Source organism: Deinococcus cellulosilyticus NBRC 106333 = KACC 11606 (assembly GCF_007990775.1).
Lineage (GTDB): Bacteria > Deinococcota > Deinococci > Deinococcales > Deinococcaceae > Deinococcus_C > Deinococcus_C cellulosilyticus.
The window spans coordinates 87,141-112,398 of record NZ_BJXB01000019.1 but is presented as its reverse complement, the minus strand read 5'-3'; the positions used below and the strand labels follow the sequence as shown (position 1 = coordinate 112,398).

Annotated in this window: 22 protein-coding genes; 9 read left to right on the top strand and 13 right to left on the bottom strand. The window is 56.2% G+C overall.

From position 1 onward, the window contains the following. Together DC3_RS19445 and DC3_RS19440 are read left to right on the top strand one after the other, a co-directional pair. Positions 1 to 258, top strand: a 258-nt coding sequence (locus tag DC3_RS19445; RefSeq protein WP_146887286.1) for an AAA family ATPase, incomplete at its 5' end; no start/stop codon positions are given. Positions 259 to 338: 80 nt separating this feature from the next. Then, on the top strand, positions 339 to 1,259 hold the full coding sequence (locus tag DC3_RS19440) for a GNAT family N-acetyltransferase (RefSeq protein ID WP_186816134.1): 921 nt from the start codon (positions 339 to 341) through the stop codon (positions 1,257 to 1,259). Here the strand turns inward: DC3_RS19440 and smc are convergent. The 8 genes from smc to DC3_RS19400 all read right to left on the bottom strand — a co-directional run bounded on the left by smc (position 1,253) and on the right by DC3_RS19400 (position 11,223). Beyond that, positions 1,253 to 4,558 carry a chromosome segregation protein SMC gene (gene smc / locus DC3_RS19435; RefSeq protein ID WP_186816133.1) on the bottom strand — a complete coding sequence of 1,102 codons (3,306 nt, stop codon included), beginning with the start codon at positions 4,556 to 4,558 and terminating at the stop codon, positions 1,253 to 1,255. The genes DC3_RS19440 and smc overlap by 7 nt on opposite strands. Continuing rightward, positions 4,555 to 5,100 (bottom strand): GerMN domain-containing protein, encoded by a 546-nt coding sequence (locus tag DC3_RS19430; RefSeq protein WP_146887281.1) that lies wholly within the window; start codon positions 5,098 to 5,100, stop codon positions 4,555 to 4,557. The genes smc and DC3_RS19430 overlap by 4 nt, the downstream gene beginning before the upstream one ends. Further along, positions 5,097 to 6,464: an N-acetylmuramoyl-L-alanine amidase gene (locus DC3_RS19425; protein ID WP_146887279.1), complete on the bottom strand. Its 1,368-nt coding sequence runs from the start codon at positions 6,462 to 6,464 to the stop codon at positions 5,097 to 5,099. The genes DC3_RS19430 and DC3_RS19425 overlap by 4 nt, the downstream gene beginning before the upstream one ends. After that, complete coding sequence (gene smpB / locus DC3_RS19420; protein ID WP_281292555.1) at positions 6,461 to 6,931, bottom strand: SsrA-binding protein SmpB; 471 nt, start codon at positions 6,929 to 6,931, stop codon at positions 6,461 to 6,463. The genes DC3_RS19425 and smpB overlap by 4 nt, the downstream gene beginning before the upstream one ends. Before the next feature lie 3 nt (positions 6,932 to 6,934). Continuing rightward, positions 6,935 to 7,753, bottom strand: coding sequence for a class I SAM-dependent methyltransferase (locus tag DC3_RS19415; protein WP_146887275.1), 819 nt, complete (start codon positions 7,751 to 7,753; stop codon positions 6,935 to 6,937). Positions 7,754 to 7,814: 61 nt separating this feature from the next. After that, positions 7,815 to 8,672 (bottom strand): carbohydrate ABC transporter permease, encoded by an 858-nt coding sequence (locus tag DC3_RS19410; RefSeq protein ID WP_146887273.1) that lies wholly within the window; start codon positions 8,670 to 8,672, stop codon positions 7,815 to 7,817. Further along, complete coding sequence (locus DC3_RS19405; protein ID WP_146887271.1) at positions 8,669 to 9,829, bottom strand: carbohydrate ABC transporter permease; 1,161 nt, start codon at positions 9,827 to 9,829, stop codon at positions 8,669 to 8,671. The genes DC3_RS19410 and DC3_RS19405 overlap by 4 nt, the downstream gene beginning before the upstream one ends. 158 nt (positions 9,830 to 9,987) lie before the next feature. Continuing rightward, entirely contained in the window at positions 9,988 to 11,223 is a 1,236-nt protein-coding gene (locus DC3_RS19400; RefSeq protein WP_146887269.1) for an ABC transporter substrate-binding protein, read from the bottom strand. Between the two features lie 455 nt (positions 11,224 to 11,678). On the opposite strand from DC3_RS19400, the gene asnS reads away from it, so the two are divergent. Next, the gene (asnS, locus tag DC3_RS19395) at positions 11,679 to 12,974 is read left to right on the top strand and encodes an asparagine--tRNA ligase (RefSeq protein WP_146887267.1); all 1,296 of its coding nucleotides are present in this window, start codon (positions 11,679 to 11,681) and stop codon (positions 12,972 to 12,974) included. A gap of 171 nt (positions 12,975 to 13,145) precedes the next feature. Here the strand turns inward: asnS and DC3_RS19390 are convergent, their stop codons facing one another. The 4 genes from DC3_RS19390 to DC3_RS19375 form a co-directional block, all read right to left on the bottom strand. Next, positions 13,146 to 14,381 carry a cation:proton antiporter gene (locus tag DC3_RS19390; RefSeq protein WP_146887265.1) on the bottom strand — a complete coding sequence of 412 codons (1,236 nt, stop codon included), beginning with the start codon at positions 14,379 to 14,381 and terminating at the stop codon, positions 13,146 to 13,148. Positions 14,382 to 14,517: 136 nt separating this feature from the next. Then, on the bottom strand, positions 14,518 to 16,401 hold the full coding sequence (locus tag DC3_RS19385; RefSeq protein WP_186816132.1) for an FHA domain-containing protein: 1,884 nt from the start codon (positions 16,399 to 16,401) through the stop codon (positions 14,518 to 14,520). A gap of 448 nt (positions 16,402 to 16,849) precedes the next feature. Next, positions 16,850 to 17,743, bottom strand: a complete 894-nt coding sequence (locus tag DC3_RS19380; RefSeq protein WP_146887263.1) for an MDR/zinc-dependent alcohol dehydrogenase-like family protein — start codon at positions 17,741 to 17,743, stop codon at positions 16,850 to 16,852. A 6-nt stretch (positions 17,744 to 17,749) separates the two neighbouring features. Next, positions 17,750 to 18,229: a hypothetical protein gene (locus DC3_RS19375; RefSeq protein WP_146887261.1), complete on the bottom strand. Its 480-nt coding sequence runs from the start codon at positions 18,227 to 18,229 to the stop codon at positions 17,750 to 17,752. A 276-nt stretch (positions 18,230 to 18,505) separates the two neighbouring features. Between DC3_RS19375 and gap the strand changes: the two genes are divergently transcribed. The 5 genes from gap (at position 18,506) to DC3_RS19350 (ending at position 23,014) form a co-directional block, all read left to right on the top strand. Continuing rightward, on the top strand, positions 18,506 to 19,498 hold the full coding sequence (gene gap, locus DC3_RS19370; RefSeq protein WP_146887259.1) for a type I glyceraldehyde-3-phosphate dehydrogenase: 993 nt from the start codon (positions 18,506 to 18,508) through the stop codon (positions 19,496 to 19,498). An 89-nt stretch (positions 19,499 to 19,587) separates the two neighbouring features. Then, positions 19,588 to 20,751: a phosphoglycerate kinase gene (locus DC3_RS19365; RefSeq protein ID WP_146887257.1), complete on the top strand. Its 1,164-nt coding sequence runs from the start codon at positions 19,588 to 19,590 to the stop codon at positions 20,749 to 20,751. A 114-nt stretch (positions 20,752 to 20,865) separates the two neighbouring features. Continuing rightward, on the top strand, positions 20,866 to 21,621 hold the full coding sequence (gene tpiA, locus DC3_RS19360) for a triose-phosphate isomerase (RefSeq protein WP_146887256.1): 756 nt from the start codon (positions 20,866 to 20,868) through the stop codon (positions 21,619 to 21,621). Positions 21,622 to 21,801: 180 nt separating this feature from the next. After that, entirely contained in the window at positions 21,802 to 22,167 is a 366-nt protein-coding gene (locus tag DC3_RS19355) for a hypothetical protein (protein WP_146887253.1), read from the top strand. Between the two features lie 127 nt (positions 22,168 to 22,294). Next, positions 22,295 to 23,014, top strand: a complete 720-nt coding sequence (locus DC3_RS19350; RefSeq protein WP_146887252.1) for a nucleotidyl cyclase domain-containing protein — start codon at positions 22,295 to 22,297, stop codon at positions 23,012 to 23,014. A 66-nt stretch (positions 23,015 to 23,080) separates the two neighbouring features. Here DC3_RS19350 and DC3_RS19345 read toward each other — a convergent pair whose 3' ends face one another. Continuing rightward, positions 23,081 to 24,133, bottom strand: coding sequence for an aminotransferase class V-fold PLP-dependent enzyme (locus DC3_RS19345; RefSeq protein ID WP_307724748.1), 1,053 nt, complete (start codon positions 24,131 to 24,133; stop codon positions 23,081 to 23,083). Between the two features lie 133 nt (positions 24,134 to 24,266). Here DC3_RS19345 and DC3_RS19340 point away from each other — a divergent pair, with 133 nt between their 5' ends. Further along, positions 24,267 to 25,256 carry a S41 family peptidase gene (locus DC3_RS19340; protein ID WP_186816130.1) on the top strand — a complete coding sequence of 330 codons (990 nt, stop codon included), beginning with the start codon at positions 24,267 to 24,269 and terminating at the stop codon, positions 25,254 to 25,256. Positions 25,257 to 25,258: the final 2 nt, after the last annotated feature.

Below are 25,258 nucleotides of genomic sequence, written 5' to 3'. Positions count from 1 at the left end.
CTGCTGTTTGATGAGCCGACTTCCGCGCTGGACCCGGAGATGATCAAGGAAGTGCTGGACGTGATGAAGGAACTGGCGCACTCGGGGATCACCATGCTGGTGGTGACGCACGAGATGGGGTTTGCCAGAGAGGTGGCAGACCGGGTGGTGTTTTTCGACAAGGGGGCGATTGTGGAGGAGGCCACCCCGAATGATTTCTACAACAACCCCCAGCATGAACGCTCCAGACTGTTCCTGAGTCAGATCCTCGGGCATTGATTGCATTGACCTTCAGCCCCTTCCTGATCAGGAGGGGGTTTTTGCTTGCCGTCTGTACAATGATAGCCAAGATTCGAGAAATGAATCCAATGGATGAACCACAGATTCAGCAGTTGATCGAAGAAGTCTGGCATGGAGATTCTGACGTTCTCCCCTATTTTCGCAGGTCTGGAAGCACCCAGTTCCATGTGGTCTTTGAAACCGCTGGAAAGATTGCAGGGTATGGCAGCCTCACAGAATGCACCTTGCACCCGGTTCCTTTTTATGTCGGTCTGCATGTGCATCCAGCACACAGGAGGCAAGGTGTGGGGCATGGACTTCTGGTAACCCTGCTGCAAAAGAACGGTGGTTTTCAGGGCAGGCCTCTGCAATCTGCCACCTACAGGCACCTCCCTGAGGGCATTCAGGCTTTGCAGCACCTCGGATTTCATGAAACCCTGAGCACCTGGACAGGTGAACTGCAGATCCGTGAAATCATGGATCGGATTCCACCGCCAGAAGGTTTTCAGCTGGGTTCTCTGGCAGACCTGGGACAAGAATGGGTTCCAGTGCTAACAGCTTTGCATCAACAGATCTACCTGAATTCCCATGGGCACAATCCCAGCGTTCTGTCCTCCGCTGAGGTTGCACAGGCCCGATTCATGGGAGGGGATCTCATTTCGAAACTCATGTGGGTGGCCATGCACAACGACCAACCCAGGGCACTTGGGAGTTTCAGGGCCACGGATGATCAGGACTTGCTGGAGATGGGATGGTTTGGGAGTGCAGGGCTTGATCCAGAACTGGAAGAGGCTCTTCTCCTGAGCATTTTCAGCCATGCCGCATGGCAGGCACACCAGATGGGTTTTCAACGGCTTCAGGGAGAATTTGACTCTGGGGATGCCTCTCTGGCTGCACTGCGGCACGCGTTTCCCTGGAAGGTCCTGCATGAGTGGGTCACTTTCCAGCAAAAAAGGACAGCCCTCTTCACTGGGCTGTCCTCTACTGGAGTTTCTTACTGAACAAAAGTCTCTATGTCGCTGTTTTTGATGCTGAAGGTTCTGGACACCCCTTTGGCGTCGGTGGTGACCCCCCAGAGCGCATGGGCGATTTCCATGGTGGCTTTCTGGTGGGTGACCAGAATGAACTGGCTGCCCTTGGAGGCCAGCAGTTTTAAAAAGTGCGTGAACCTGCGGATGTTGGCCTCGTCCAGGGGGGCATCCACCTCGTCCAGAATGGCGATGGGCAGGCCCCTCTGGTCTTCTGGGGCTTCCGACAGGGCAAACAGGAAGGCCAGTCCGACCATGGTCCTCTCTCCTGCCGAGAGCAGGTGGATGTTGCGGGTGCGTTTGCTGCGGGGCTGCACCACCATGCCCATGCCTGTGGGTTTGCCGTTTTCGTCCTGCTCCAGTTGCAGTTCTCCCAGGCCCCCAAGAAGCTCCTGGGCATAGTTTGAGAACGCGGTTTTCACCCGTTCAAAGGCCAGGAACAGCTTGCTGTGAATGTCCTGCCTGAGGTCCCTGAGGGCATCCCGGATCTGCTGAATGGCACCCCGGGTGTCCTGAATGTCTTTTTCCATGGTCTGCAGACGCCGGGATTCGTGCTCATGTTCCTGCTCTGCCAGGGCATTGATGGCCCCGAGTTCCATCAACAGGCGCTCCAGGGTCTGGATGCGGCCAGTCCAGCGTCTGGCATCCCCTTCCGGCAGCACCTCTGGAGCCTTCACCTCTCCAAGTTCCTGCCGCTGGGTTTCCTTGCGGGCCAGGTTCAATCGGGTGTTTTCCAGGGTGCGCTGCAGCTCTGCAATCTTGCGGGTCTGGGCAGCGTGCTGTTCGGAAAGCTGTTTGTATTCTTTTTCCAGCGGGAGAAGCTCAGGCCTGCTGAGGGAGGCCAGCTTGCTCTGGTGGGCCGCAAGTTCACGCTGGTGGTTGTCGAGGTTCAGCAGGTATCCCTGAATCTGTCCTTGCAGGCGCTGATACTTTTCACGGTTTGCAGCCAGACGCTGCATTTCCTGCTGGTGATGCTGGTGTGCGGTATGCTGCTCTCGAATGCCGTGCAGGTCTGCAGTGAATTGCTGTTCCTGGGCACGCAGAACCTCAATTTCCTGACGGATCTGGGTGATGGTGTCTTCCAGCACCTGCACTCCGGTGAAGCGTTCTGTGCCTGAGCTTTCGTGCATTCGGCTGTGCACGCTTCTCAGCTGGGATTGCAGGGTGTCGCGTCTGGCTCCTGCCTGGGTGAGGGTGCGTTCCAGCACGGCTTCCTGACCCTTTTCCTGCTGGTGTTTGAGGCGCAGCTCACGCACCTGGTCTTCAAGCTTCTTCAGGCTCTCTTCGATGCTGCGTTCCTGTTTGCGTGCTTTGTCAGCCTTGCGGTCCAGGTCATCGAGTTCATCCTGCAGGTCATGGTAGCGGCGCTGGTCTGCAAGGACGGTCAGGCCAGAGTCCTTGAGTTTTCCTCCGGTCACTGCTCCTGTGGCCTCGATCACCTCACCATCCAGGGTGACCAGTCGGGGCCTCTGGGCATGATTGCGGGCAATGCGAATGGCGGTGGGGTGGTCCTGCACCATCAGGGTGTCACCCAGCAGGTGTTCACTGATCAGAGGAGGATCACTGGGGCATTTGTTGTGGGCGTAGCCCAGGACCCCCCTTTCGGTCAGCAGGCGACTGTCGGGGCGCACGCGGGACTTGATGAGGTCCAGGGGCAGAAATGTGGCCCGCCCTCCTGCCCGTTTCAGGTGCTCGATGATTTCCTGGGCCACCTGTGCATTTTGCACCACCACCTGTTCAAGCCTGCGTCCGAGGGCGGCAGTGATGGCAGTTTCATACTCCTCGGGGACATTCAGGCAGTCGGCAACGCTGCCCACGATGCCTTCAATGTCACTGTTGAGGGCGTTTCTGGACCCTTCTCCATAACGGGCATAACTGTTCAGCACCACCTCCAGGCGTTTCAGTTCACGCTCCAGTGGGGCCTTTTCATTGTTGGCCCTGGAAAGGTCGCTTTTGGCGACCTGCAGATTTTTGCGGGCCGTTTCAAAAGATTCCAGTGTGGTCCGGTACTGCTCTTCAGTGACAGAAAGCAGTCCACGCACTGCAACCAATTGTTCTTCGGTGGCCTTCAGGTTTGCGGTTTCCTGTTCGACCAGAGCTTGCAGCTTGCTGGCTTCCTCCTGCAAAGTGGCATTCTGGGCTTCTTCACGGGCGGCTTCCTGGGCCTGGGCATAAGCCTGTTTCAGTTCGTTTTCACTGGCCTGAAGTCGGCGCTCAGCGCTCTGCAAACGGATCTTCAGCGACCTGAGGCTGGCCTCGATCTGCACAGGATCTGCAGTGGGCTTTTCCACGGGTGCGAGGGCTTCGAGCACTTCCATCTCTGAAAGCAGGTTCTGCTGGTCCAGCTGCAGGAGCTCAAGGTACTTTTCAGTGTCCCTCACCCGCTCTTCGGCGTTTTTGATCAGGCGCAGGGTGCTCTCGTATTCGGCACGCTCCACACCAGCGGCCTGCAGGGTCAGGCGCAGTTCTTCCTGTTTCGCCTGTACTTCTCTCAGGTCTGCTGCCGTTTGCTGGACAGACCCCTGAAGGTTCTCCTCCTGGACCTGCAAATCCTGCAGTTCCTGGGTCAGGGTCTGGTGTTTTGCCCACTGCACAGCGTCTTGCAACTGCTGAAGTTCCTGGGTGTATTGGGTGTGCTTGCGGGCCGTTTCTGCTTCTCTATTGAGTTGCTCTGTGCGCTCTCGCACCCCAGCAGCGACCAGTTCCAGCTGTTCAAGGTGCCTTTCCACTTCCACCAGACGGTCCAGGGTTTGCTTTTCACGGTGGGTCAGGGCACTGAGCCCGGCGGCCTCCTCCAGGTAACCCAGAAGGGTCTTGCTGTCTGCAGTCACCACCCCTGAAACCTCTCCCTGTCCAATTGCGGCAAGCCCCCCTGGCCCGAGGCCGCTTCCCCGGAGGGCATTCTGGATGTCACGGACCAGTACATTCTTGCCCAGCAGCTCCTGCTCGGTGTCCCCATCCCGGTACACCCGACGGGCAAGGTTCAGTCTTTCGGGAAGGTGGCTGCGGTGCAGGCCAGACAGTTCCAGCATCACCTCTGCAAGTCCAAGTGAACTTTTGCCCTGGCTCCCATGGAAGATCAGTTCTGTGGCATTTCCTGCCCGCAACTCACGCACCCGGGCCGTGTGGGTGGCCCAGCGGATCGCCTCAATCACGTTGCTCTTACCGCTGCCGTTTGGCCCAATGACTGCATTGATTCCGGGAACAAATTCGATGCGGGTTTTTTCTCCAAAGCTCTTGAAGCCCTGCAGGCTGATGGACTCAATTCTCAAGGGCAACTCTCCCGATTGAATGCATTGCGCAGATCCACATGACCCGCCAGACTCTCCACGGTTTTGCCTTCCACCATGAAGGCCACATCCAGGTTGTTGGGGTTGAGATCCAGCAGGGTGCGGGTGATGGTGCAGATCAGCAGCAACTCTGCCGTGCTCCCGTAATTCAGTTTCTGCCAGGATGCAGGAAGGTTCACATAATAGTGGCCTTCACGGGTGAAGACACTTGGGGCATCCTCGGTTCTGGGCAGGCTGCTGACACTTCCTTCGGCTTTCGGGCCATCCATCAGGGCCTTGATGGCCATGTTGGCCAGCGTGGTCTCATTGTCCACCGAGAGTTCGAGGTCCCGCTCTTCTGTGCGGTATTTTTCAAGTGCTGCATCGTTGAAGTACAACCTGACACTTTTGGTCACTGTGGCAGGACCATTGTTCAGTTCATATGCAGGCACTTTCGGGGGCAGGGTCACAACGTAATAGAAAATCCCTGCTGCAGCCAGGAGCAGCAGACAGATGATGTTCACAGGGGTGAGCACTTTGTTCATGGCTTGGCGTCCTTTTTGGGGGTCTGGGCGGTTTTCTGGTCTTTGGGGGTCAGGTACACGGTGATCCCCCGGGCCAGGGCAAGGGCCAGCGCATCCAGATGCGTGGGGTCTTTCAGAAGGACCAGGTCCTGGGGGTTTTCAGGGAAACCGAGTTCCACCATCATGGCGGCTTTGGGTGCCTCTGACAGCAGGTACAGGTCTCTGGTCGGTCGCAATTTTGCTGTCACCTTGACCCTGGACAGTTCCTTCTGCACCGTCTGGGCAAACGTCTTGATCTGCTCGTTCGAACTGACTCCCAGACTGGGCTGGGTTTCTCCCCTCACCTGCCGGATGTACTCCAGGTGCTCATCTCCCGAGGGGTAAGACAGCACCACACCACTCTGGGACGCACCCAGGCCATACCCAAGATGGATGCTGACAAAAGCATCACTGCTGCGGGCCAGCGCAGCGCGGTTTGCCAGAGAGACCGCCGTATCGCTGGTTCGGGTGTATTTCACTGTCCAACCCGCTTTGGAGAGGGCCTGCCCCATTTTGCGCACCACTTCCAGGGTCAGGTCCTTTTCGGTGACCCCTTTGGTGCCTCCAGTGTCATTCCCCCCATGTCCAGCATCCAGCACAATCACAGGTTTGAGGATGCGTTCTTCCAGCACGGTTTGTTTGGGTGTGAATTGAGAGCCAGCATCAAGCACCAATCGGGCCTTCCTGTCGCTCAGGGGAGTGAAGAAAAACTGGTACCCGGAAGCTTTGGGGAGCGGAGCCGTGAAGACCAGATCCTTGCCCACGACTTCTGCTTTGACCTTGGGGAGGTATTTGCCTGTGGTGGTGTAGGTGGTGCTTTTTCCCCAGGCATTGCGCACCACCAGTTTGATGTTTTTGCTGGTGGACTGGTCTTCAATCACCACGTTCTGGTCCAGTTCGAACACCAGACGGTCATACTTTGCATCGGTTTTTGACGCCACATTGCCCAGTCTGGCCGTGGGAATCACCATTGTGTTGCCAGAAAGGTTGATTTTCAGTGCTTCTGCCACCGCCTGCACCGGAACAAAGATGCCCCGATTGACCACAATGGCTGGAAATCCCGTGCGGACTTCGTTGTTGACCTCCACGTAATATGACTGGTAAATGCCCCGCTCAGGACTGTTCTCGATGGGTAAGGTCAGACTGTTGGGACCGTAGCTGACCCGCACAGACCTGCTGTCCACCGACACCAGAAAATAAGGACTGAGGAATTCCGCACGGATGAAGCCAATGCCGTAATAGCTGATGCTCTGGAATGTCCTGTCGCCCACCCTGGTGCTCTGCAGGGTGTACTGGGCAAAAGCAGAATTCAGAAGCAAAAGCAGCAGGACAACAAGACGTTTCACAATTCGCGCAGTTCCCGTTTCATGGTTTTTTCAGCCTCGGCACGGCGTTTATCGTGCAGCTTCTTGCCCCTGGCAACCGCCACTTCCACCTTGACGTACTGGCCTTTGAAGTACATTTTGGTCGGAACGAGGGTCAGGCCTTTTTGCACCAGGGCCTTGCGCAGCTTCTGGATTTCAGAGCGGTGCAGCAGCAGGCGGCGTTTGCGGCGGGGCTCGTGGTTGTTGTAGGAGCCCTTGTCGTAAGTGGGAATGTAAAGCCCTTCCAGCTCAATGTTGCCATCTTCCAGGCGGGCAAAAGCGTCCCGGAAATCCACCCCTCCTGCACGGATGCTTTTGACTTCCGTACCGGTCAGGACGATCCCGGCTTCATAACGCTCCAGAATTTCATACTCGAAGTTCGCACGACGGTTAACGTACACGACTGACATTCTATCCTCTTTTCTTGAAAGAGTCCTTAGATCACACAGGGTTCAGGAATCCTGTGGTTTGCGGGCAACACAGACAAAGTGAGGGCTCAGGATGGGGTCTCTCTCGACCAGACGGGCCACCTGTAAAATGCGCTGCTGGTGCACCTCGTCCTTCCAGTGTTCATCATACCGGTCGACCATCCAGGCAGGTCCCTCGATGCCCAGGGTGCCCAACACCTGAAATCCACAGGTCTGCACTTCTGCATTCATACCCTCTGGGCGGTGAAAGTAAGCATCCATGAACAGGTTGGGCCAGCTTTCAGGACGGAGGTGCTCACCAGTGGTCACTTCACCCTGCACCATCTTGAAGTGGTCGTCATTCCAGATCCACCCTCTTTGCAGGCCCACCATGAGTGAGGCAGTGTGGGTGATTCCAAAAGCGAGCAAGGCACCTCCGGGCTTCAGAACACGAAAGGCCTCTCTGAGACACCTGAAGCGGTCTTCATGGTCCTGCAGATGGTACAGAGGCCCCTGCAAAATGACCAGATCCATGGTCCTGTCATCGTAAGGCAGGCTTCTGGCATCTCCAACCTGAACACTGGCCAGTGCGGGAACATCCACCTGCTGTGCAGTTCTGCGTGCTGCCTCAATGAGCTCTGGGGACAGATCCAGCAGATGCACCTGATGGCCCAGACCTGCAAGCCAGAAGGAATACACCCCATGTGCCCCACCCACATCACAGATGGAAATGGAAACTTCTGGAAGAACCTGTTGCAGGATTTCGCAGGTGCGCAGAAATTCCAGAGGTCCAATGCCTCTGGAAAGACGCTCGGCTTCATTTCCTGATCCATAAAATTCAACAATGGGTCTTGAAACATCCATCCTGACATCCTAAAGAAAAAAGCACTCCGACGAAACCGCCGGAGTGCTTAAGAAGCTTGACTTAACCTTTAACAGACCCTGCCAGCAGACCACGGATGAAGTACTTCCCGAGGAAGATGTACACCAGCAGGGTGGGGAGGGCAGCCAGCAGGCTTCCTGCCATGGGGAGGTTCCACTTCACGGCTTCACCACCCGCGAGTTGCGCCAGGGCCACCGTGATGGGCTGGGAATCGGGGTTGGTGAGGGTCACTGCGAACAGGAACTCGTTCCACACCTGGGTGAACTGCCAGATGATCACCACCACGAATCCGGGGATGGAGATGGGCAGGATGATGTGGCGGTAAGCCTGGAAGAATCCAGCACCGTCAATTTTGGCAGCTTCCATCAGTTCGTCTGGAACTTCAGAGTAGTAATTCTTGAAGATCAGGGTGGTGATGGGAATGCCGTAGATCACATGCACCAGGACCAGGCCCCAGATGGAACCGTAAAGGCCCAGGTCCTTGAGGGTCTGGAAGATGGGGATCAGGGTGCTCTGGTAGGGAATGAACATCCCGAAGAGCATCAGGGCGAACAGGATGTCACTGCCAATGAATTTCCATTTGGACAGGATGTATCCGTTCAGTGAGCCCAGCAGGGCGGAAAGCAGGGTGGCCGAGATGGTCAGCACCAGGCTGTTCTGGAATTTGGGCAGGAACATCTGCATGGCCTGCGCGAACCCCTGCCAGTTGGGAGAGGTGGGTGGAACCCAGGCGGTGGCGAGGTTGATGTTGGCGGGATCTTTGAACGCGGTGATGACCACCATGTACATGGGAATCAGGAAGAACAGGGTCATGATCCCGAGGACCACGTAAACCACCGGCAAGGGAATCAGGGTTTTGTGGGAGCTGCCGTGAGCAGCAGCAGGAGCAGCCTTGGTCATCTGCGGTCCTTTCTCAGAGAGGTGTACAGGTAGGGCACGATCACTGCGGCGACCATCACCAGGAGCACCATGGAGATGGCGGCACCTTTGGCGAACTGGTTGCTGCGGAAGCTGGTGAGGTACATCAGGAGGGCAGGCACGTCGGTTGTTGCGTTGTCTGCTCCGGCCATGGCAAACACCAGGTCAAAGATCTTCAGGCTGATGTGGCCCAGAATGATGATGGCCGAGAGGGTGATGGGGGTCAGCAGGGGGAAGATGACCTTCTGGTAGATCTGGATCTCGGTGCAACCGTCCACACGGGCAGCTTCACGGAGGTCTTCGGGAACCCCACGGATGCCTGCAAGGTACAGGGCCATGGTGTATCCGGCCATCTGCCAGACGGCCGCAATGATGATCCCGATGAAGGCCAGGTTGAAACCGTGGGTTTCAGGGATGGGGTACACCCATTCGGCGTTGCGTCCGAAGATGATGCCCCACAACAGCAGCACCAGGCCAGAGGCCGCAGCCACAATCAGGCGGTTGGTCTTCTTGTTCTGGAAAGCCTGGAAAGCAATCCAGAAGAAGACAAGGCTCACCACCAGGGCGGTGTAGAAGGGGATGTCCTGCCAGTTGAACTGGAAGACCTGTTCACGGGAGTTCAGCCACTGGAATTTGGTGCCCAGCAGCTGGTTGAAGCCCCCTTCGGGTTGCAAGAGCCAGCGCCAGATGGTTCCGGTCACGATGAAAGACAGGGACATCGGGAACAGGAAGAGCGTACGGAAGAAACTTTCCCCTTTGGGATTCTGGTCCAGCATGACGGCGAGCACCAGGCCCAGTCCGAGGCTGCCCACGATGAAAAAGAGGGTGAAGAACAGGGTGGACACCAGGTCCTGTCTGAAGCGGGAGTCCAGCAGACCGGTGAACAGGTCAGCATAGTTCTGGAACCCGATGTACTTCAGTTCAGGGTTGAGGGCCAGGGCTTGCGCGGGGTTCTGTCCCCAGTCGGTCAGCGAGGTGTACATGGTCTGACCGATGAAGCCGTACACAAAAATACCCACCAGGATGATGCTCGGGATCAGCAGCAATGCTGCGACAATCCGGTCTGCATCCAGCGGTTTCTTGCTGGCTGCTTTCGGGGTGGGTGTGTTTTTCAGGATGGGTTGTTTTGCATTCGCCATGTTTCGGCTCCTACTCTGTCGCACAACCAGAACGCCAAAAAAATCCCACCAGTTCAGGAAGGATGAAGAGACGACGTTCGGTCTCCCGATGAAAAAGGGGCCAGCTCACCCTCCGGTGAACTGACCCTCGGGAGTTTTAGGGGTTGTGCGTGGAAATCTTACTTGCCCAGGTTGCTCTGGGTGGCGATGGCTTCGGCGGCGTTGGCGGCCTTGCTGGCGCTCTTGGTGGAGAGGTAGATTTCCATGACGGTGGCGAAGTTGCTCATGAAGGTTTCGTTCGCAGCAGCACCGTGCACCAGGCTTCCGACGATCTTGTTGGTGCGGAAGTCCTTGGCAGCAGACTGGGAGTACTTGCTGTACTTGCTGAGGTCGGAATCATTGCGGGCAGAGATGGAACCCTTGAGGGGGTTGAAGGCATCCTGGCCAGCTTTGGAGCCGAGCAGACGCAGCCAGTTCAGCACTTCGGTTCTGTTCTTCACGCCTTTGGGCAGACCGAAAGCGTCTGCGAGCATGATGAAGCTGCCGCCGGTGCCAGGGGAAGGCACGTAGCCGAATCCGGTGCCTGCTTCGAGGCCCTTGGTGGTGCTCAGGTAGCCTGCAGCCCAGTCACCCATGATGTTGAAGGCAGCTTCGCCGTCAACCACGCGGTCCACAGCCTGTTGCCAGCTGAGGCCGGAGGCGTCTTTGTTGGTGCAGTTGAGGACCTTGCCGAAGTTTTCCCACACCTTGATGGCTTTGGGGCTGTTGAACTTCAGCTTGCGGTTCCAGAGGTTGTTGTAGTCGGCGGGGCCCAGGGTGCCGAGGGCAACGCTCTCCCACAGGTGCTGCTGGGTCCAGTTTTCACCCACAACCAGGGGGGTGACGCCTTTGGCCTGCAGGGTCTTACAGACGGTGAAGAATTGGTCCCAGGTCTTGGGAGGGGTGATGCCCCATTCACGCAGCTTGGCGGGGTTGTACCACATCACGTTGCTGCGGTGGACGTTCACGGGAACGACCCAGGGTTTGCCGTTGGTGCTGATCAGGTCCATCAGGCCCTTGGGGAACACTTTGCTCCAGCCCTGCTCTTTGTAGAGGGCACTGAGGTCGTCCATGCGACCTGCAGCCACCCAGGTGCCGGTCAGTTCCTGACCAGCGTGCACCTGGAAGGAGTCTGGTGGATCTCCCCCGAGCATGCGGGTTTTGAGGACGGCGCGGGCGTTCACACCTGATCCCCCGGTCACAGTGGCGTTTTGCACGTCCACGGAGGGGTACTTGGCTTTGTACAGCTTGACGAGTGCTTCGAGGGCGGGACCTTCGTCTCCAGCCCACCAGGAGAAGATCTCAAGCTGCTTGGACTGGGCTGCTGCAGATGCAGCCAGCAGTGAAACAGTAACGGCGGCGAGTACTTTCTTCATAGTTGCTCCCTTTCCACCTTGATCAGATTGTGAAGTCGTTACTCAAACCGTAACGCCCAAAACAATCTCTGTCAAGGCCTCCCATGTGTCCTGATGTACCTGCAACCGCACGACCATACACACTCAGAACGTGGCGGCAACACGTGAGTGGCGGTGCTTGAAGTGGGATCTAAAGCAGTCTTCATATGCTGTTCGCGGCACAAACAGCATACTTAGTTTTCAGAACAAACTAAAGGTATCAGAATTCCCCCCAGCCTGTAAAGCCCCCTTTCAAGATCTTTCAAGAAAAAGGGAACTGCTTCCACGACTTTCAATCACACCGTTTCCCAGAACAGTTTCAGTATATCCTCATGCGTTTGCAGAAACCTTACAAAGATCCGTAAAGGTTTCCAAACAGATCCCCTCCCCTCTCTCCCCTCCCACAATTTGACTGGACAACTTATAATCATGGCGTTATGACGCTCATCCGCGACCTCAAACAACATGCCGACCAGACTGTCACCGTGCAGGGCTGGCTGACCGGAATCCGCTCCAGCGGCAAAATTCACTTTCTTCAGATCCGAGATGGCTCTGGTTTCATGCAGGCCACCGTATTTAAAGGAGATGTCACAGAAGAGGTCTTTCAGACGGCAAAGCGCCTGCAACAGGAAGAAAGCGTCCTTTTGACTGGACTTGCCCGCCTCGATGACCGTGCTCCTGGAGGTGTCGAGCTCAGCGTCCGTGAAATTCAGGTGGTGGCAGACAATGCTGCCGACTACCCCCTGACCCCCAAGGAACACGGCATTGATTTTCTGCTGGAGCACCGCCACCTCTGGCTGCGCCACAAGCGCCCCTGGGCCATCATCCGGGTTCGAGATGCAGTGCAAACGGCCATCAATGATTTTTTCCATCAGGAAGGGTTCATTCGTTTTGATTCACCTTTCTTCACCCCCAACGCAGCAGAAGGCACCACCAACCTCTTTGAAATCAACCTCTTTGATGAGGACAAGGCCTACCTGAGCCAGTCCGGCCAGCTTTACGGTGAAGCAGGCGCTCTGGCTTTCGGCAAGATTTACACTTTCGGTCCCACCTTCCGCGCCGAAAAGAGCAAAACCAGAAGGCACCTGCTGGAATTCTGGATGATCGAACCGGAAGTGGCCTACGCCGACCACCAGGACAACATGAAGCTGCAGGAGGGCATGATCAGCTTCATCCTGAAGCGTGTGCTGGACCACTGCCAGGAGGAACTCAAGATCCTGGAACGCGACATTGAGAAACTCCGGCCTGCTTCCGAGGGAAATTTCCCTCGCATCACCTACACCGAAGCTCTGGAGATCCTCAAGGGCTACGACCGCCACATCCCCTGGGGTGAGGATTTCGGTGCCCCCGATGAAACCATCCTCGGGAACCACTTTGACCGCCCGGTCATCATCGAGAAGTACCCCACCGCCATCAAGGCTTTCTACATGCAGCCTGACCCTGAAAACCCTGAAACCGTGCTCTGTGACGACATGATTGCTCCAGAAGGTTATGGAGAGATCATCGGAGGTTCACAGCGCATCCACGATTACGAACTTCTCAAGAGCCGCATTGAGGAGCATCACCTCCCACTGGAAGCGTTTGAATGGTACCTCGATCTGCGCCGTTACGGCAGTGTCCCTCACAGTGGCTTTGGTCTGGGTCTGGAACGTCTGGTGGCCTGGATCACCGGAATTGACCACCTGCGGGAAGCCATCCCTTTCCCAAGAATGCTCACCCGCATGTACCCCTGAGATCCAGACACAAACAACAAAAAAGCCAGTCTCATTCAGACTGGCTTTTGCTGTTCATCCCGGTTGAGATGATGCACATTGAGACGTTGTTCGCTGTCAACTGTTCACTGTGAACGTTCAACTTCTTCAACAGCATGTTCCATGTCACTGGTCAGAGGCCCTCTGCTCACTTCATACCACAGGGAGCCGACCCACCTGGGCTTCCTGCTTCTGGTTCCAGCGGGTTCCCAGCCTGAACAGGGGTGTGGCCAGAACCGTGGTCACCACGGTCATCACCACCATGATGCTGAACAGCAGGGGGCTGATCAGTCCCATCTGCAGGCCGATGTTGAGCACAACCAGTTCCATCAGGCCGCGCGCATTCATCAAGCCTGCCACGGTGAGGGCGTCTCCTGGGGTCTCGCCAGAACGCCAGGCCACGTAGCCGCAACCCAGCAGTTTCCCGAGGCTTGCCACCAGAATGATGCCCCCAGCAACCATCCAGGCATGCCAGCCGCTGAGCAGGTTGACCTGGGTGTTCAGGCCAGAAATCACGAAGAAAATGGGCAGGAAAAGCTGGGTGGCCAGGGGTGCGATGCGGTGCTCAAGTTGCTCTGCAATCCAGCCTCTGGGGGTGATCAGACCCAGAATGAACGCCCCCATGATGAAGTGCATGCCCACAGCCTCCGTAACAGAGGCCAGCAGCAGCAGCAGCACCATCCAGATGGGAAGAATCCAGTTTTCGTGTTTGTGTTCTTCCAGCCACACTGCGAGTTTTGCCAACAGAGGTCGCAGCAGCAGAAAAGACACGGCACTGACTCCAACAATGCCCAGTCCGGTGACGATGGCTGCCTGTGAGGTGCCTTTGGACAGGATCATCACCACTGCAAGAAGCATCCAGGCCAGCAGGTCGTCAATGGCAGCACTTGCAAGGGCCAGGGACCCGATGCGGGAGCGGGTCATGCGGAACTCCGAAAGAATGCGGGCCAGCACCGGGAAAGCGGTCACGGACATGGCCACCCCCAGAAAGGCCACACTGACCAGAGGGTCCTGGGTGGGTGGGAAAAAATCAGCAGAATTCAGAAGAAGTGCCCCTGCCCCAACCCCCAGCAAGAGGGGAAACAGAATGCCTCCCAGAGAAATGCTGATGGCCTTGTGGTACATCTTGCGGATCTGTCCCATGTCCAGTTCCAGGCCGACCAGGAACATGAACAGCACAAGACCGATGCTGCTGAGGCTTTTCAGCAGGTCCACACTTTCTTTTGGAAAAAGGGCGTGCTGAACCTGGGGAAAGAACAAACCAAGGAGTGAAGGACCGAGGGCAATGCCTGTGAGAATTTCGCCGATCACCTGGGGCTGGCCCATGCGTTTCATGAGGAGGCCCACCAGTCTGGAGAGCAGCAGGATGATGGCAATTTGAAGAAACATCAATGTCAGGTGCACAAATACCGTCCTGTAGGGTTTGTGTGTGAAGGCACACGGGTTCCCTGAGGCCTGGCGTCTGGCACCGGGCCTCAAGTTTGAGATGGCTCTGGTCTTGAAATCAGGGGTTAAAAGGAAAGCATCAGTCGCCCAGCGCAGGTTCCAGCATGGAAGACATCATGGGGTCCATGTTCATGGCCTTCTCCCATTCCCTCAATGCAGGGTGTTCCGGGCTGAGGGGGGGCAAACTGGCAGACACCACCCGTCCATTGCGCAGGAACAGCCTTCTCCAGTCGGAGGGATCAAGGGGAAGCAGGGAGTGACGCTGTCTGCGGCCTGCAGCAATGCTGTGGGCGTGTTTGTGTGGATCAATCCCACTGGCAGCGGCGATCTGTGCACCACGCTCTGCCCCGAAGTTGATTGGGATGGCTTCACTGAACTCTTTGGCACTCACGCCGAGCCAGGCTTCGGTGTCACTCTTGATGCGGTCTGCGAGCAGGCGGATGGAGGATTCCACACACTTGCCTTCTGCTCTGCGCTGCCAGTACTCCAGAAAGCGGTAGGAGTGGCCGATCATGCCGGTCATGGCCCCTGCACTGGTCAGGAAGTGACCGTTTCCAAAGGAATCTCCGGCGATCACACCGTTGGGGGCAATGCGGGCATCTTCTCCCATGCGTTCAATCAGGCTGAACAGTTTGGGTCCGTACACCATCTGGATGCGTCTCAGTTCATGGGGTTCCACTTCAAGAATCAGGGCAGATTGCTCTATATAAAAGTCATACAGCAGGATCTGGTAGGCAGAGAAATACTCGGGAGAATTTTTACAGGTGCCTTCTGGCACCAGACCTGCTTCAATCGGGCAGAAGGTCATGTAATCGGGGACCTGAACCAGCACCCAGCCCACTTCAGGATCATTCTCGTGCCCCACGGCAATCTGGCGCACCCAGTATTCATTGCCGTCTTTGTCGAATTCGGAGGCGATGCGGCGGCGCAGACGACCATCCACCAGAATCTCGATGAGTCCTGCAATGAAGTCGGCCTGGGCAACCACTGGACCCCGTCCATCTCCGTGATCCACCATGACATCCTGCTGAACAAATCCCAGACGCTCACCATCGCTGCTGTGGAATCCCTGGGCAATGCTGAAGAGCTCAGGAACGCCGAGGTCAATGGTTTCACTGCCAGGGGTGCGCAGACGGACCATTTTGCCTTTGAAGTCCATTTCGGTGATCTCTTCGATGCGGACCTGCATGCGACCATCCGCCTGGGGAATGAATCCGTCTCCTGCAGCCTGAACCACACGGTGGTGGGTGAAGAGCCGGACCCGAGGAAAGAGGCCCATTTTGAGGTCAAGTTCTTCAAGCTTTTCCAGGTATCTGCGAAGCAACAGTTGGATGGAAGCAGCTGAGGCCTGGAACGTGGAGGGGCCATCCAGCACTTCTTGCATGTCACTGCGAATCTTTGCAGGATCGGGGGTCATGGGGGGAATGGGGGGCTGCAGTTCGGTGATGACACGGCTGGGCATCCCGTCTTTCCAGCGGTCATCGATGTACTCCACATGGTGGATGGTTCCGACAATGTGCTGGTCTCTGTCGTAACCGTCGATCACTTCGTCGGCCACGATGTCCCCTGCACGGGTGCTGGGGTGGTAAAAGCAGTCTGCAAGGCTGATCAGGGTGCCATCGTCTTTTCTGGGAATGCGGGATTCACCGTAACGTTCCAGCATCATCTGGTCGATCAGGCCCAGCTGGTGGTAGAGGTCCTCACGGATGTTCCAGTGCACGCCCAGGAAAGGATCTCCTCGCATTTCGACACCCACGGAACGGCGGCCCATGGCAACAGCCCACAGCATGGCAAGCATGTTGGTTCCACCGAGGCCAAGCGCCAGGAAATCCGGGTTCATCACACCTTCCAGTGATGGGGTCTGGCAGCCAGGACCGACTGGGGTTTTCTGGGTGCGTCTCTGTGCAAGGTAACGGAGGGTGCCTTCGGAGGCCACACTTCTGGGGCAACTGGAAGAGGCCACGGATGAGGAACTAAGTGTATCTCCATGTTGCATTTCTTGTTGTTGTACAGGGTTAAAGGGGGAAGTATGAGGTTTCATGTTGAGATTCAGTATGGGGGGTGCCCTTCTCTTCCGATGTGAGCACGGTCATGTCCAAATTCAAAAAGAACCCTGCCGGATTACAGCCTTTGATCCTCCCCTGGAGCAAGCTGAAGCCAGAAAAACGCACACGTTTGTCACGAAATTTCTGGTCCTGCAGCGAACAAACTTGTTACAAAATCATACGTATGACGCCACTGTTTTTAAGGGGTTTATGAGACCCTGAGAGGCCCTGTTGTGGTCACATTAGGGCAAGACGCTTATCCCAAATAAGGGAGAATCCTGATCGGCCATCAGGGATCTCCTCCTGCTTTAAACGTCCATTTGGAGGTTCACGTTTGTTTTCGGCAATACAGAGTGCACTGTGGGATCACCAGTGAACCAGAATCTTCCGGGGTCGGGGACCCACAGCCAGCCATTCAAAGGTTGGAATCAGGTCTGCAGAAGACACTTCGAGGTCATACAGCCGTTTGAGAAGAGACTGCTGTTCTTCCACTTCCCGGAAAAAAATGCGGGCATGGTCCTGGTAACGCAAACCATCACTTGCGGCCAGAATTGCCAGTTCCCTCTGATGAAAATCCCTGGTCAGTTGCAAACTTCCCCAGTTCCCATCCGAAAGGACACAGATTCTCCCCTCTGATGACATGGCAGACTGCAGCATCGAGAAGGCCTCTGGATTTCCACTGCATTCAAAACCACAGGTGTACCCACCCGATTGATTGGTGGGATCAACAGGTCTGGCTCCCATGTGTCGCGCAAGCTCCAGGCGATCATGCAATGGATCATGGATGTCCACCTGCATACCGAGTGCAAGCAGGTTCCATGCCGTCAAGATTCCCATCACCCCTGCTCCCATCACCAGAACCCGATCCTGACTGCGTGGCCGGACACGGTACACCCCTTTAAAAGCATCGCAGACCAGGATGGATAGCAGGGCCACTTCATCACAGATGGGTTCCGGGACCGGAACAAGTCGATGGACCGGCAAAACCAGATGGTCAGTGTGACCATATGTTGCCACCACCCGCATGCCCACTGGAAAGGCTTCCGGGTCGGAGGTCTCCTCTACCAGGGCCAGACTTTCATAACCTGCAGCTCTGGGATAGGAAACCGGGATGTTTCCAAGGTATTCAGACAGGGTGGATGAGACACTGACTGCCGTTTTCAGGGTCCTGAGGACCACATGGTCTTGCTTTAACGCTGGAACGGGATGGTCCTCCCACTCCAGCGTTAAAGGGGCTTTCAGAAGCAATTTTTTCGCCATGAAACCTCAGAACGTGAAACGCACCCCTGCCTTGACCCCAAACGCATCTGGTGTGGGCACCTGAGCATAAAGCACCTTGCTGTAAGACAGTTCTGCAAAAGCAGACAATCCCAGTGCCAGATCAAACTCCGGGCTGGCAAACACGTAACCACTGACCGCCCAGCTGTTGTTTCTGGTGTCTCTGAGAACTTCTGGACCGGCACCAAATTTCAGGGTGAGCCCGAGTGCAGCAGGCAGTTCGGCCATCACTGCTGCTTTGAGGTTGAAACCAGGATTGTTTCCCTGCTGAATTCCGGCCTCAAGGCGACTGCCCACCAGCAGACCGCTCTGGTCAAACTGGACAAAAAGCCCGGTGTTGTTCACATTGTTGTTCCCCGTCAGGAATTGATAGGAGGCTCCAAAACCGAGGCTTGTGTCTGCAAGTGCACTGCCCATGCCAGCCATGAGCACAGAGACAAAGGTGGTCTGAATCAGGTTTCTTTTCATAGGAAGCAGTGTAGGGCCTGAAGGGACAGAAATCATGAATTGGGAGACCTGGAATTGAGTACCATACTTGTGAGTTTTTTATTTTTTACTTAGACCCGGTCTAAATCCCATCTCTTTCTCAGAAAAATCACCTCTTGCAGATTAATCTGTTGAGAGGGCTTCTACACCAATTGAGGAGCATCCTGGTATTTAGCGTCACATCGACACCAAAATCCAAACAAGTCGGGTATTTGTCCTGATGGAATGGTGTTAAACTACTCAGCGGAGGAAATGACCATGAAAGTAGGCATTAACGGTTTCGGACGCATCGGACGCTTGGTCTTCCGTATTCTCGTCGAACGCGGCATTGAAGTTGTTGCCATCAACGACCTCACCGACAACAAAACCCTCGCCACCCTGTTGAAATATGACTCCACCGCAGGCCGCTTCAAAGGCACCGTGGAATATGACGAAGAGTCCCTGACCGTCAACGGCAAGAAAATTGCTGCCCTGGCCGTCAGAAACCCCGCAGAGCTCCCCTGGAAGGACCTCGGCGTGGATCTGGTCATCGAGTCCACCGGGATTTTCACCAGCCGCGACAAGGCCGGTCTGCACATCGAAGCCGGAGCCAAAAAGGTGCTGATCACCGCTCCTGCCAAAGGTGAAGACATCTCCATCGTGCTGGGCGTGAACGAGCAGGATTATGATCCCGCCAACCACAACATCATCTCCAACGCCTCCTGCACCACCAACTCCCTGGGCGCACCCATGAAGCTGATCGACGAAGCCTTCGGCATCGAAAAAGCCATCATGACCACCGTGCACAGCTACACCAACGACCAGCGCGTGCTCGACCTGCCCCACAGCGACCTGCGCCGCGCCCGTGCTGCCGGCGTGAACATCATCCCCACCAGCACCGGAGCTGCCAAGGCTGTTTCTCAGGTTTACCCCAACCTGAAAGGCAAATTCGACGGCACCAGCCTTCGCGTGCCCACCCCCACTGGCTCCATCAGTGACGTGGTGGTCATCCTCAAGAAGGAAGTCACCGTTGCCGAAGTCAACGCTGTGTTCAAGGCTGCTGCCGAAGGTTCCCACAAGGGCATCATCAGCTACACCGAAGATCCCATCGTGCTGACCGACATCCAGGGCGACCCCCACAGCGCCATCATCGATGGTGGTCTGACCATGGCCATGGGCAACCTGGTGAAGTTCTTCAGCTGGTACGACAACGAGTGGGGCTACAGCAACCGCATTGCTGACCTCGTCGAACTCATCCAGAACAAAGCTTAATCCTGTCTGCCCCCCTGTCCGATGGACATCCTTCTTGATGAGAGGGATTGCCTCAGCCCAGGGGGGCATTTCAACTTCAAGGAGTGACCATGAAACTGGAAGATTTAAACGTACAGGGCAAACGCGTGCTGGTGCGCGTCGATTACAACGTGCCGATCAAAGAAGGTGTGGTGCAGGACGAAACCCGCGTGGAGGCCTCCATCCCCACCCTGAAGCACCTGCTCGATCAGGGCGCAAGCCTGGTGCTTTCCAGCCACCTGGGACGCCCCAAGAACGGACCCGATCCCAAGTACAGCCTGGAGCCCATCGCTCCTGTGGTGGAAAAATACCTGGGTGTGCCCGTGAAATTCATTGCTGGCAGTCCCGACAGCGATGAAACCCTTGCTGCCGTGCAGCAACTCCAGCCCGGTGAAGTGGCCCTCATTGAAAACGTGCGTTTTGCTGCAGGCGAAGAGAAAAACAACGCTGAACTCAGCGCCAAATTTGCAAAACTGGCAGACGCATTCGTGCTGGACGCCTTCGGCAGTGCCCACCGTGCCCACAGCAGCGTCTCTGGCGTGGCAGAACTCATTCCCTCCGCAGCAGGCTTCCTGCTCCAGAAGGAAGTGGACGCCCTCGGCAACCTGCTGGGAGAGCCCGAACGCCCCTATGTGGTGATCATCGGTGGAGCCAAAGTCTCCGACAAACTGCTGGTGATCGAAAACCTGCTGCCCAAAGTGGACCGCATCCTGATCGGTGGAGGCATGGCCTACACTTTCGTGAAGGCACAGGGCGGCAAAATTGGCAAATCCATCCATGAAGACGACTTCCTGGACAAGGCCAATGAACTCCTCAAAGCGTACGGCGACAAGATCGTGCTGCCCACCGACACCCTCGCAGGTGACGCCTTCAGCAACGACGCCAATGTGGAAGTCTTCGATGTCTTCAACATCCCCGACGAGTGGGAAGGCATGGACATCGGTCCTGCCAGCATTGAAGCCTTCACCACTGCCCTGCAGGGAGCCAAAACCGTATTCTGGAACGGCCCCATGGGCGTTTTCGAATTCAGCAAGTTTGCCAACGGCACCAACGCCATTGCTGCTGCCGTCGCAGGCCTGCAAGGCGCTTACACCCTGGTTGGGGGTGGCGACTCCGTGAGTGCCATCAACAAGAGCGGTCAGGCCGACAGAATCAGCCACATCTCCACCGGTGGTGGAGCCAGCCTGGAACTGCTCGAAGGCAAGAAACTGCCCGGCGTTGAAGCAGTGAAATAAAAGATTTGCAGAAGGCAGAAAGCAGAAAGCAGAAGGCACAACAAGCTCAAGCTAAAGCAACATTGCCTTCAGCCTTTGGCCTTCTGCCTTCTGTTGTGACGAAAGGAACCCAACATGACCAAACCCCAGACTTTCCTGGCTTTAAACTGGAAAATGAACAAAACCCCTTCCGAGTCCGTGCAGTGGGCGGAAGAACTGCTGGACAAACTCGGTGACCTGAACATCAAGCTTGCCATCATGGCCCCGAGTGTCAGCCTTGCTGGCCTGAGCGGTGTTCTGGGTGACGCTCAGGTGGGCCTGGGTGCACAGGACATCTCCCAGCATGAGTCTGGTGCTTACACCGGAGAAGTCAGTGCTGCCATGCTGAAAGACCTCGGTGTTCAGTATGCGGTGATCGGGCACAGTGAGCGCCGCGAGTACCACTTTGAGTCTGATGCAGTGGTGGCTGCCAAAGCTGTTCAGGCCATCAAGAACGGCATTGTGCCCATCGTGTGTGTCGGTGAGAAACTGCCCGAGCGCGAAAAAGGCGAGCATGTCAGCTACACCCTCAACCAGCTTCGCGGAAGCCTGGCAGGTGTGGAACTGAAATCTGCAGATGACCTCGTGATTGCTTACGAACCTGTGTGGGCCATCGGAACCGGGAAAACCGCCACCGCTCAGGATGCAGAGGAACTGTGCGCTGCCATTCGTGGTGTATTGAAGGAACTGTACCCCCAGTTTGCTGACCAGATCGTGGTGCAGTACGGGGGCAGTGTCAAACCCGACAACATCAGTGAAATCTGCAGCCAGCCCAACGTCAATGGTGCATTGGTGGGTGGCGCAAGCCTGCAGGTGGCCGGAGTGGTCGGCATGGTTGAAGCCCTGAAATAAATCCATTCGTGTTGAATGAGGCAGAGGTATTCCCTCTGTCTTTTTTTGCTCACGGCAGCGTTACAAAGCCGAATTCAGAATTCTGTAATATGCATCAGCAATCTGAGAAAGGCCTTGATGGACCGTGTAGATTTGAGAATTTCTTGCAACAGCAGAAAACCAGAGCGCTTATAAGTAAGCATGAAGCGCTCGTTTGTGTGGCTCATGGTGGGCCTCCTGTTCTTTGGCTTTTTAGCAGATGCTTTTGCAGCCAGACGCACTGGGGGAGGCTTTGGCAGGTCCCTCAGGTCCAAGCCCAGTTATTCCACTCCATATAAGGCCCCCTCCAGGCCGTATGTGGCCCCCAGAACCTCTTACAACTCCAGATACCGTGCCCCAGGATTCCCGAGCTTCATTTTCATTCCCTTTTTTGGATTTGGACACCTGGGGTATGGGTACAGTCCTTTCAGTTTCATGGGCATCCTCAGCCTGATTTTCAATGTGTTGATTTTGGTGGTGGTCATTGCATTCATTGCATGGATGGTCCGACGGATGCGTCGCTCATAATTGTGTCAGAGTCTGCCTGTCATACTGGGTGCATCCAGGTGACCTTTGCAAGCTGCACGTCAGGCTTGCAGGTGCCTTATTGATGAACCCGGTTGTTCATTGCCCTTTCCCTTCAATGGAGCCCGCCATGCAGAATCCCTCTGAGACCACCATCCGATTTGCCCAGGCCTGCATTGACTTGCAAGGCAACAGCATCCGTGAAGTGCTTGCTGCCATGGAAGCCGCCCTGTCCGCTCTTTTTCCGGGCAGCCAATTCAGACGGGACGAGGAGACCCTGCTGCCTGTGGGCTGGCTTTCCCCTGTGGAATTCAGAGGATACATCAGTGTTCCGCCCTCTCCCCTTTCGTATCGGGTCAGGCTCGAAAATCCACTGAACGAAACAGAGAAGACCCTGCTGGACGCTTTCCTGAATCAATTTGAACGTGCAGTCAAACTGGTTGCCTTTCAGGAGGAATTGGACCGCCAGGCCAGACGGGACTGGCTGACTGGACTGCCGCACCGCTTTCAGCTGTATCGACAGCTTGATGCCTATGGTCGGCTGCTGTCTTCCTACCATGTGGGTCTGCTGGAAGTGTCGAGGATGTCTCCTGAGGAAACCTCCCATCAAGCCTTCAATGACCTGCTGGTGCTGCAGGTGGTGCGCATCCTGTCCCAGCGCACCCTACACGTGTATCGACTTGAGGCAGAACGGTTTGTGTTCATCCTGGACCACCAGCAAAAAGAAGAATTGATCCATCACCTTGCCGAGTTGCCTGAACTGAAAGCCCGTCTCTCCTGGGCAGACACCCGTGAGGGAAGCCCTGAGCGCATTGTGGATGCCTTGATTTCCAGAATGCAGATGGCCTGAGAACAGGTGCCGTAAAAACAGAAAGCCCTCCTGTGACCCAGGAGGGCTTTTTTGGTGGTTTCGGTCTCAGGCGTGAACAGCTGTGAGGTTCTGTTCGAGGGTGCTTTCCAGGTGCCTGTGGCCCAGAATCTCGTCCAGGGTGCGCATGAAGCGCATGTAGTGTTCGGTGCGGGCGGCTTCGCCCATCAGGCCAAGTCGCCAGATCAGGCCACGGGTGGCATCCAGTCCTCCGGTGATGCTGATGCCTTTTTCACGGAGGGCGGTGCGCACCTGAAGGTCATTCATGCCTTCTGGGAGGCGCAGGGAGAGCACGCTTGGGAGGCGCTCCCTGGGGTTTTTCACAAAGTGGGAGAAACCGATGGTTTCCAGGGTGCGGGCCACAGCGACACTCAGTTCGGCAGCATGGCGGGCACGCACATCCAGTCCTTCATTGAGGGCGGCACTGAGGGCTGCGTCCAGAGAGTAGTGCAGCTGCACGGGAATGGTGTGGTGGTAATCCCGGTGGTCCCAGTAGGCCTGCAGTCCCAGAAAATCGGAGTACCACAGGGTCACGGGGGTCTTGCGGTTGCGGACCACTTCCATGGCGCGGGCACTCACTGCCACAGGGGCAACTCCAGGAGGGGCCGAAAGGCACTTCTGAGAACCGGTGTAGGCGTAGTCGATGCCCCATTTTTCCATCTCGTAGGGCATCATGCCAGCAGTGGTCACAGCATCCACGGTCACGAGGATGCCCATGTCCTGGGCCATGCGGGCAATTTCTGGAGCGGGGTTGAGGACACCCGTGCTGGTCTCGCCGTGGACCACACTGACCATTTTGGGTTGGTGTTCCTTGAGGGCTTTTTCCACGTCTTCAAGACGCACGGCTTCGCCGATGGGGGCACGAACGACGATGACTTTTGCACCGTAACGCTCGCACATCTCAACCATGCGGTCCCCGAATGAGCCGTTGGTGGCCACCACCACGGTGTCGCCGGGTTCAATGAGGTTGGCAAAGCCAGTCTCCATTCCCAGACTGCCGGTGCCCGCCACCAGTGCCGTGAACGCATCCGCCGCCGCTCCGTAGAGGACTTTCAGGTTCGCCTGGATGCGCGCGTTCAGCGCGAAAACCGCAGGGTCCATGTGTCCAACCATGGGAATCAGGAGGGCTTGGAGTGCATCAGGCTGGATGGGCGTCGGGCCTGGAGTCAAAAGAAGGAGATCTGTATTCTGGCTCATGTATTTTCCTTATGCTTTCTCCTGCTATGGTGAAAGCATGTTTTCCAGTGTAACGCTTTCTGCAGTGCTCCTGACCGGTGTCTTCAGCCCAGAATTAGACAAATTCCAGAAAATCACCGACATGATCACTGAAAAATACATCTACACCTCCCATTTAACCGCGCCCCGCACGCTGGCTCTGCCTGCTTCCTTACTGTCTGAGACGCCCCGTGGCCTTCAGCAAACCTTGATTCAGAATTCCAACAACTGGGAAGAGGTCAAAAAACACCACCGGAATCAGGTCACCCAGGACCCCAGTTCTGTAGATTCTGCCTTGAAATCAGTGGTGGACTGGCTGGGAGACAACCACTCCGTGTATTTCAGTGCCATTGAAGCAAAGGCCATCAAGCAAACCTATGGAGACCTCCCCTGCCTGAATTACGCCCTGCAAGCCACTCCCACCCGGGCCACGGGACTGGTGAAGTATGAAATCTCGGCGGAAGATCCCAGGGTGGGCATCATCCTGATTGAAGACTTTGCAGGATTTGACCGCAGCGCAGGTGTAAAAGAGGCGCTCGATGCCCTCACAGCAAAGGGAGCAAAAGCGTTTGTGATTGACCTCAGAGGCAACCCTGGTGGGCTTGCCGTGGAGATGATGCGTGCAGCAGGGTTCTTTCAGTCAGGTTTTCTGTGGCGCATGCGCCTGAAAGGGTCTTTTCCCATTCCCCTGCCTGCCCTTGGGAACCGCAGTTACGGGCAAGTCCCCCTGGCCCTGGTCATTGACAGGCATGTGAACAGTGCTGCCGAGGGCTTCAGTGGTGGATTGCAGCGTGTGGGCCGTGCCAGGGTGTTCGGGGAGACCAGTGCAGGAAACGTTGAAGCCATCTATCCGTATTGCTTCAATGACGGAAGCATGCTTTTTCTCGCTTCTGGACAGCTTGCACCCTTCAGTGGCAAGACCTGGGAAGGGGTGGGGGTTGTCCCCGACGAACCCGGCACCACCCTGCGTGATGCCGTCAAATGGGCTGCTGGACAGATAAAACCCTGAGA

Bases quoted from the DNA above. Each gene is read 5' to 3' on its own strand.
- DC3_RS19440 (WP_186816134.1), top strand. From the start codon at position 339: ATGAATCCAATGGATGAACCACAGATTCAGCAGTTGATCGAAGAAGTC.
- DC3_RS19415 (WP_146887275.1), bottom strand. From the start codon at position 7,753: ATGGATGTTTCAAGACCCATTGTTGAATTTTATGGATCAGGAAATGAA.
- DC3_RS19390 (WP_146887265.1), bottom strand. From the start codon at position 14,381: ATGTTTCTTCAAATTGCCATCATCCTGCTGCTCTCCAGACTGGTGGGC.
- DC3_RS19345 (WP_307724748.1), bottom strand. From the start codon at position 24,133: ATGGACCCTGCGGTTTTCGCGCTGAACGCGCGCATCCAGGCGAACCTG.
- tpiA (WP_146887256.1), top strand. From the start codon at position 20,866: ATGACCAAACCCCAGACTTTCCTGGCTTTAAACTGGAAAATGAACAAA.
- DC3_RS19340 (WP_186816130.1), top strand. From the start codon at position 24,267: ATGTTTTCCAGTGTAACGCTTTCTGCAGTGCTCCTGACCGGTGTCTTC.
- DC3_RS19350 (WP_146887252.1), top strand. From the start codon at position 22,295: ATGCAGAATCCCTCTGAGACCACCATCCGATTTGCCCAGGCCTGCATT.
- gap (WP_146887259.1), top strand. From the start codon at position 18,506: ATGAAAGTAGGCATTAACGGTTTCGGACGCATCGGACGCTTGGTCTTC.
- DC3_RS19430 (WP_146887281.1), bottom strand. From the start codon at position 5,100: ATGAACAAAGTGCTCACCCCTGTGAACATCATCTGTCTGCTGCTCCTG.
- DC3_RS19375 (WP_146887261.1), bottom strand. From the start codon at position 18,229: ATGAAAAGAAACCTGATTCAGACCACCTTTGTCTCTGTGCTCATGGCT.
- DC3_RS19365 (WP_146887257.1), top strand. From the start codon at position 19,588: ATGAAACTGGAAGATTTAAACGTACAGGGCAAACGCGTGCTGGTGCGC.
- DC3_RS19355 (WP_146887253.1), top strand. From the start codon at position 21,802: ATGAAGCGCTCGTTTGTGTGGCTCATGGTGGGCCTCCTGTTCTTTGGC.
- DC3_RS19405 (WP_146887271.1), bottom strand. From the start codon at position 9,829: ATGGCGAATGCAAAACAACCCATCCTGAAAAACACACCCACCCCGAAA.
- DC3_RS19410 (WP_146887273.1), bottom strand. From the start codon at position 8,672: ATGACCAAGGCTGCTCCTGCTGCTGCTCACGGCAGCTCCCACAAAACC.
- DC3_RS19400 (WP_146887269.1), bottom strand. From the start codon at position 11,223: ATGAAGAAAGTACTCGCCGCCGTTACTGTTTCACTGCTGGCTGCATCT.
- asnS (WP_146887267.1), top strand. From the start codon at position 11,679: ATGACGCTCATCCGCGACCTCAAACAACATGCCGACCAGACTGTCACC.
- DC3_RS19380 (WP_146887263.1), bottom strand. From the start codon at position 17,743: ATGGCGAAAAAATTGCTTCTGAAAGCCCCTTTAACGCTGGAGTGGGAG.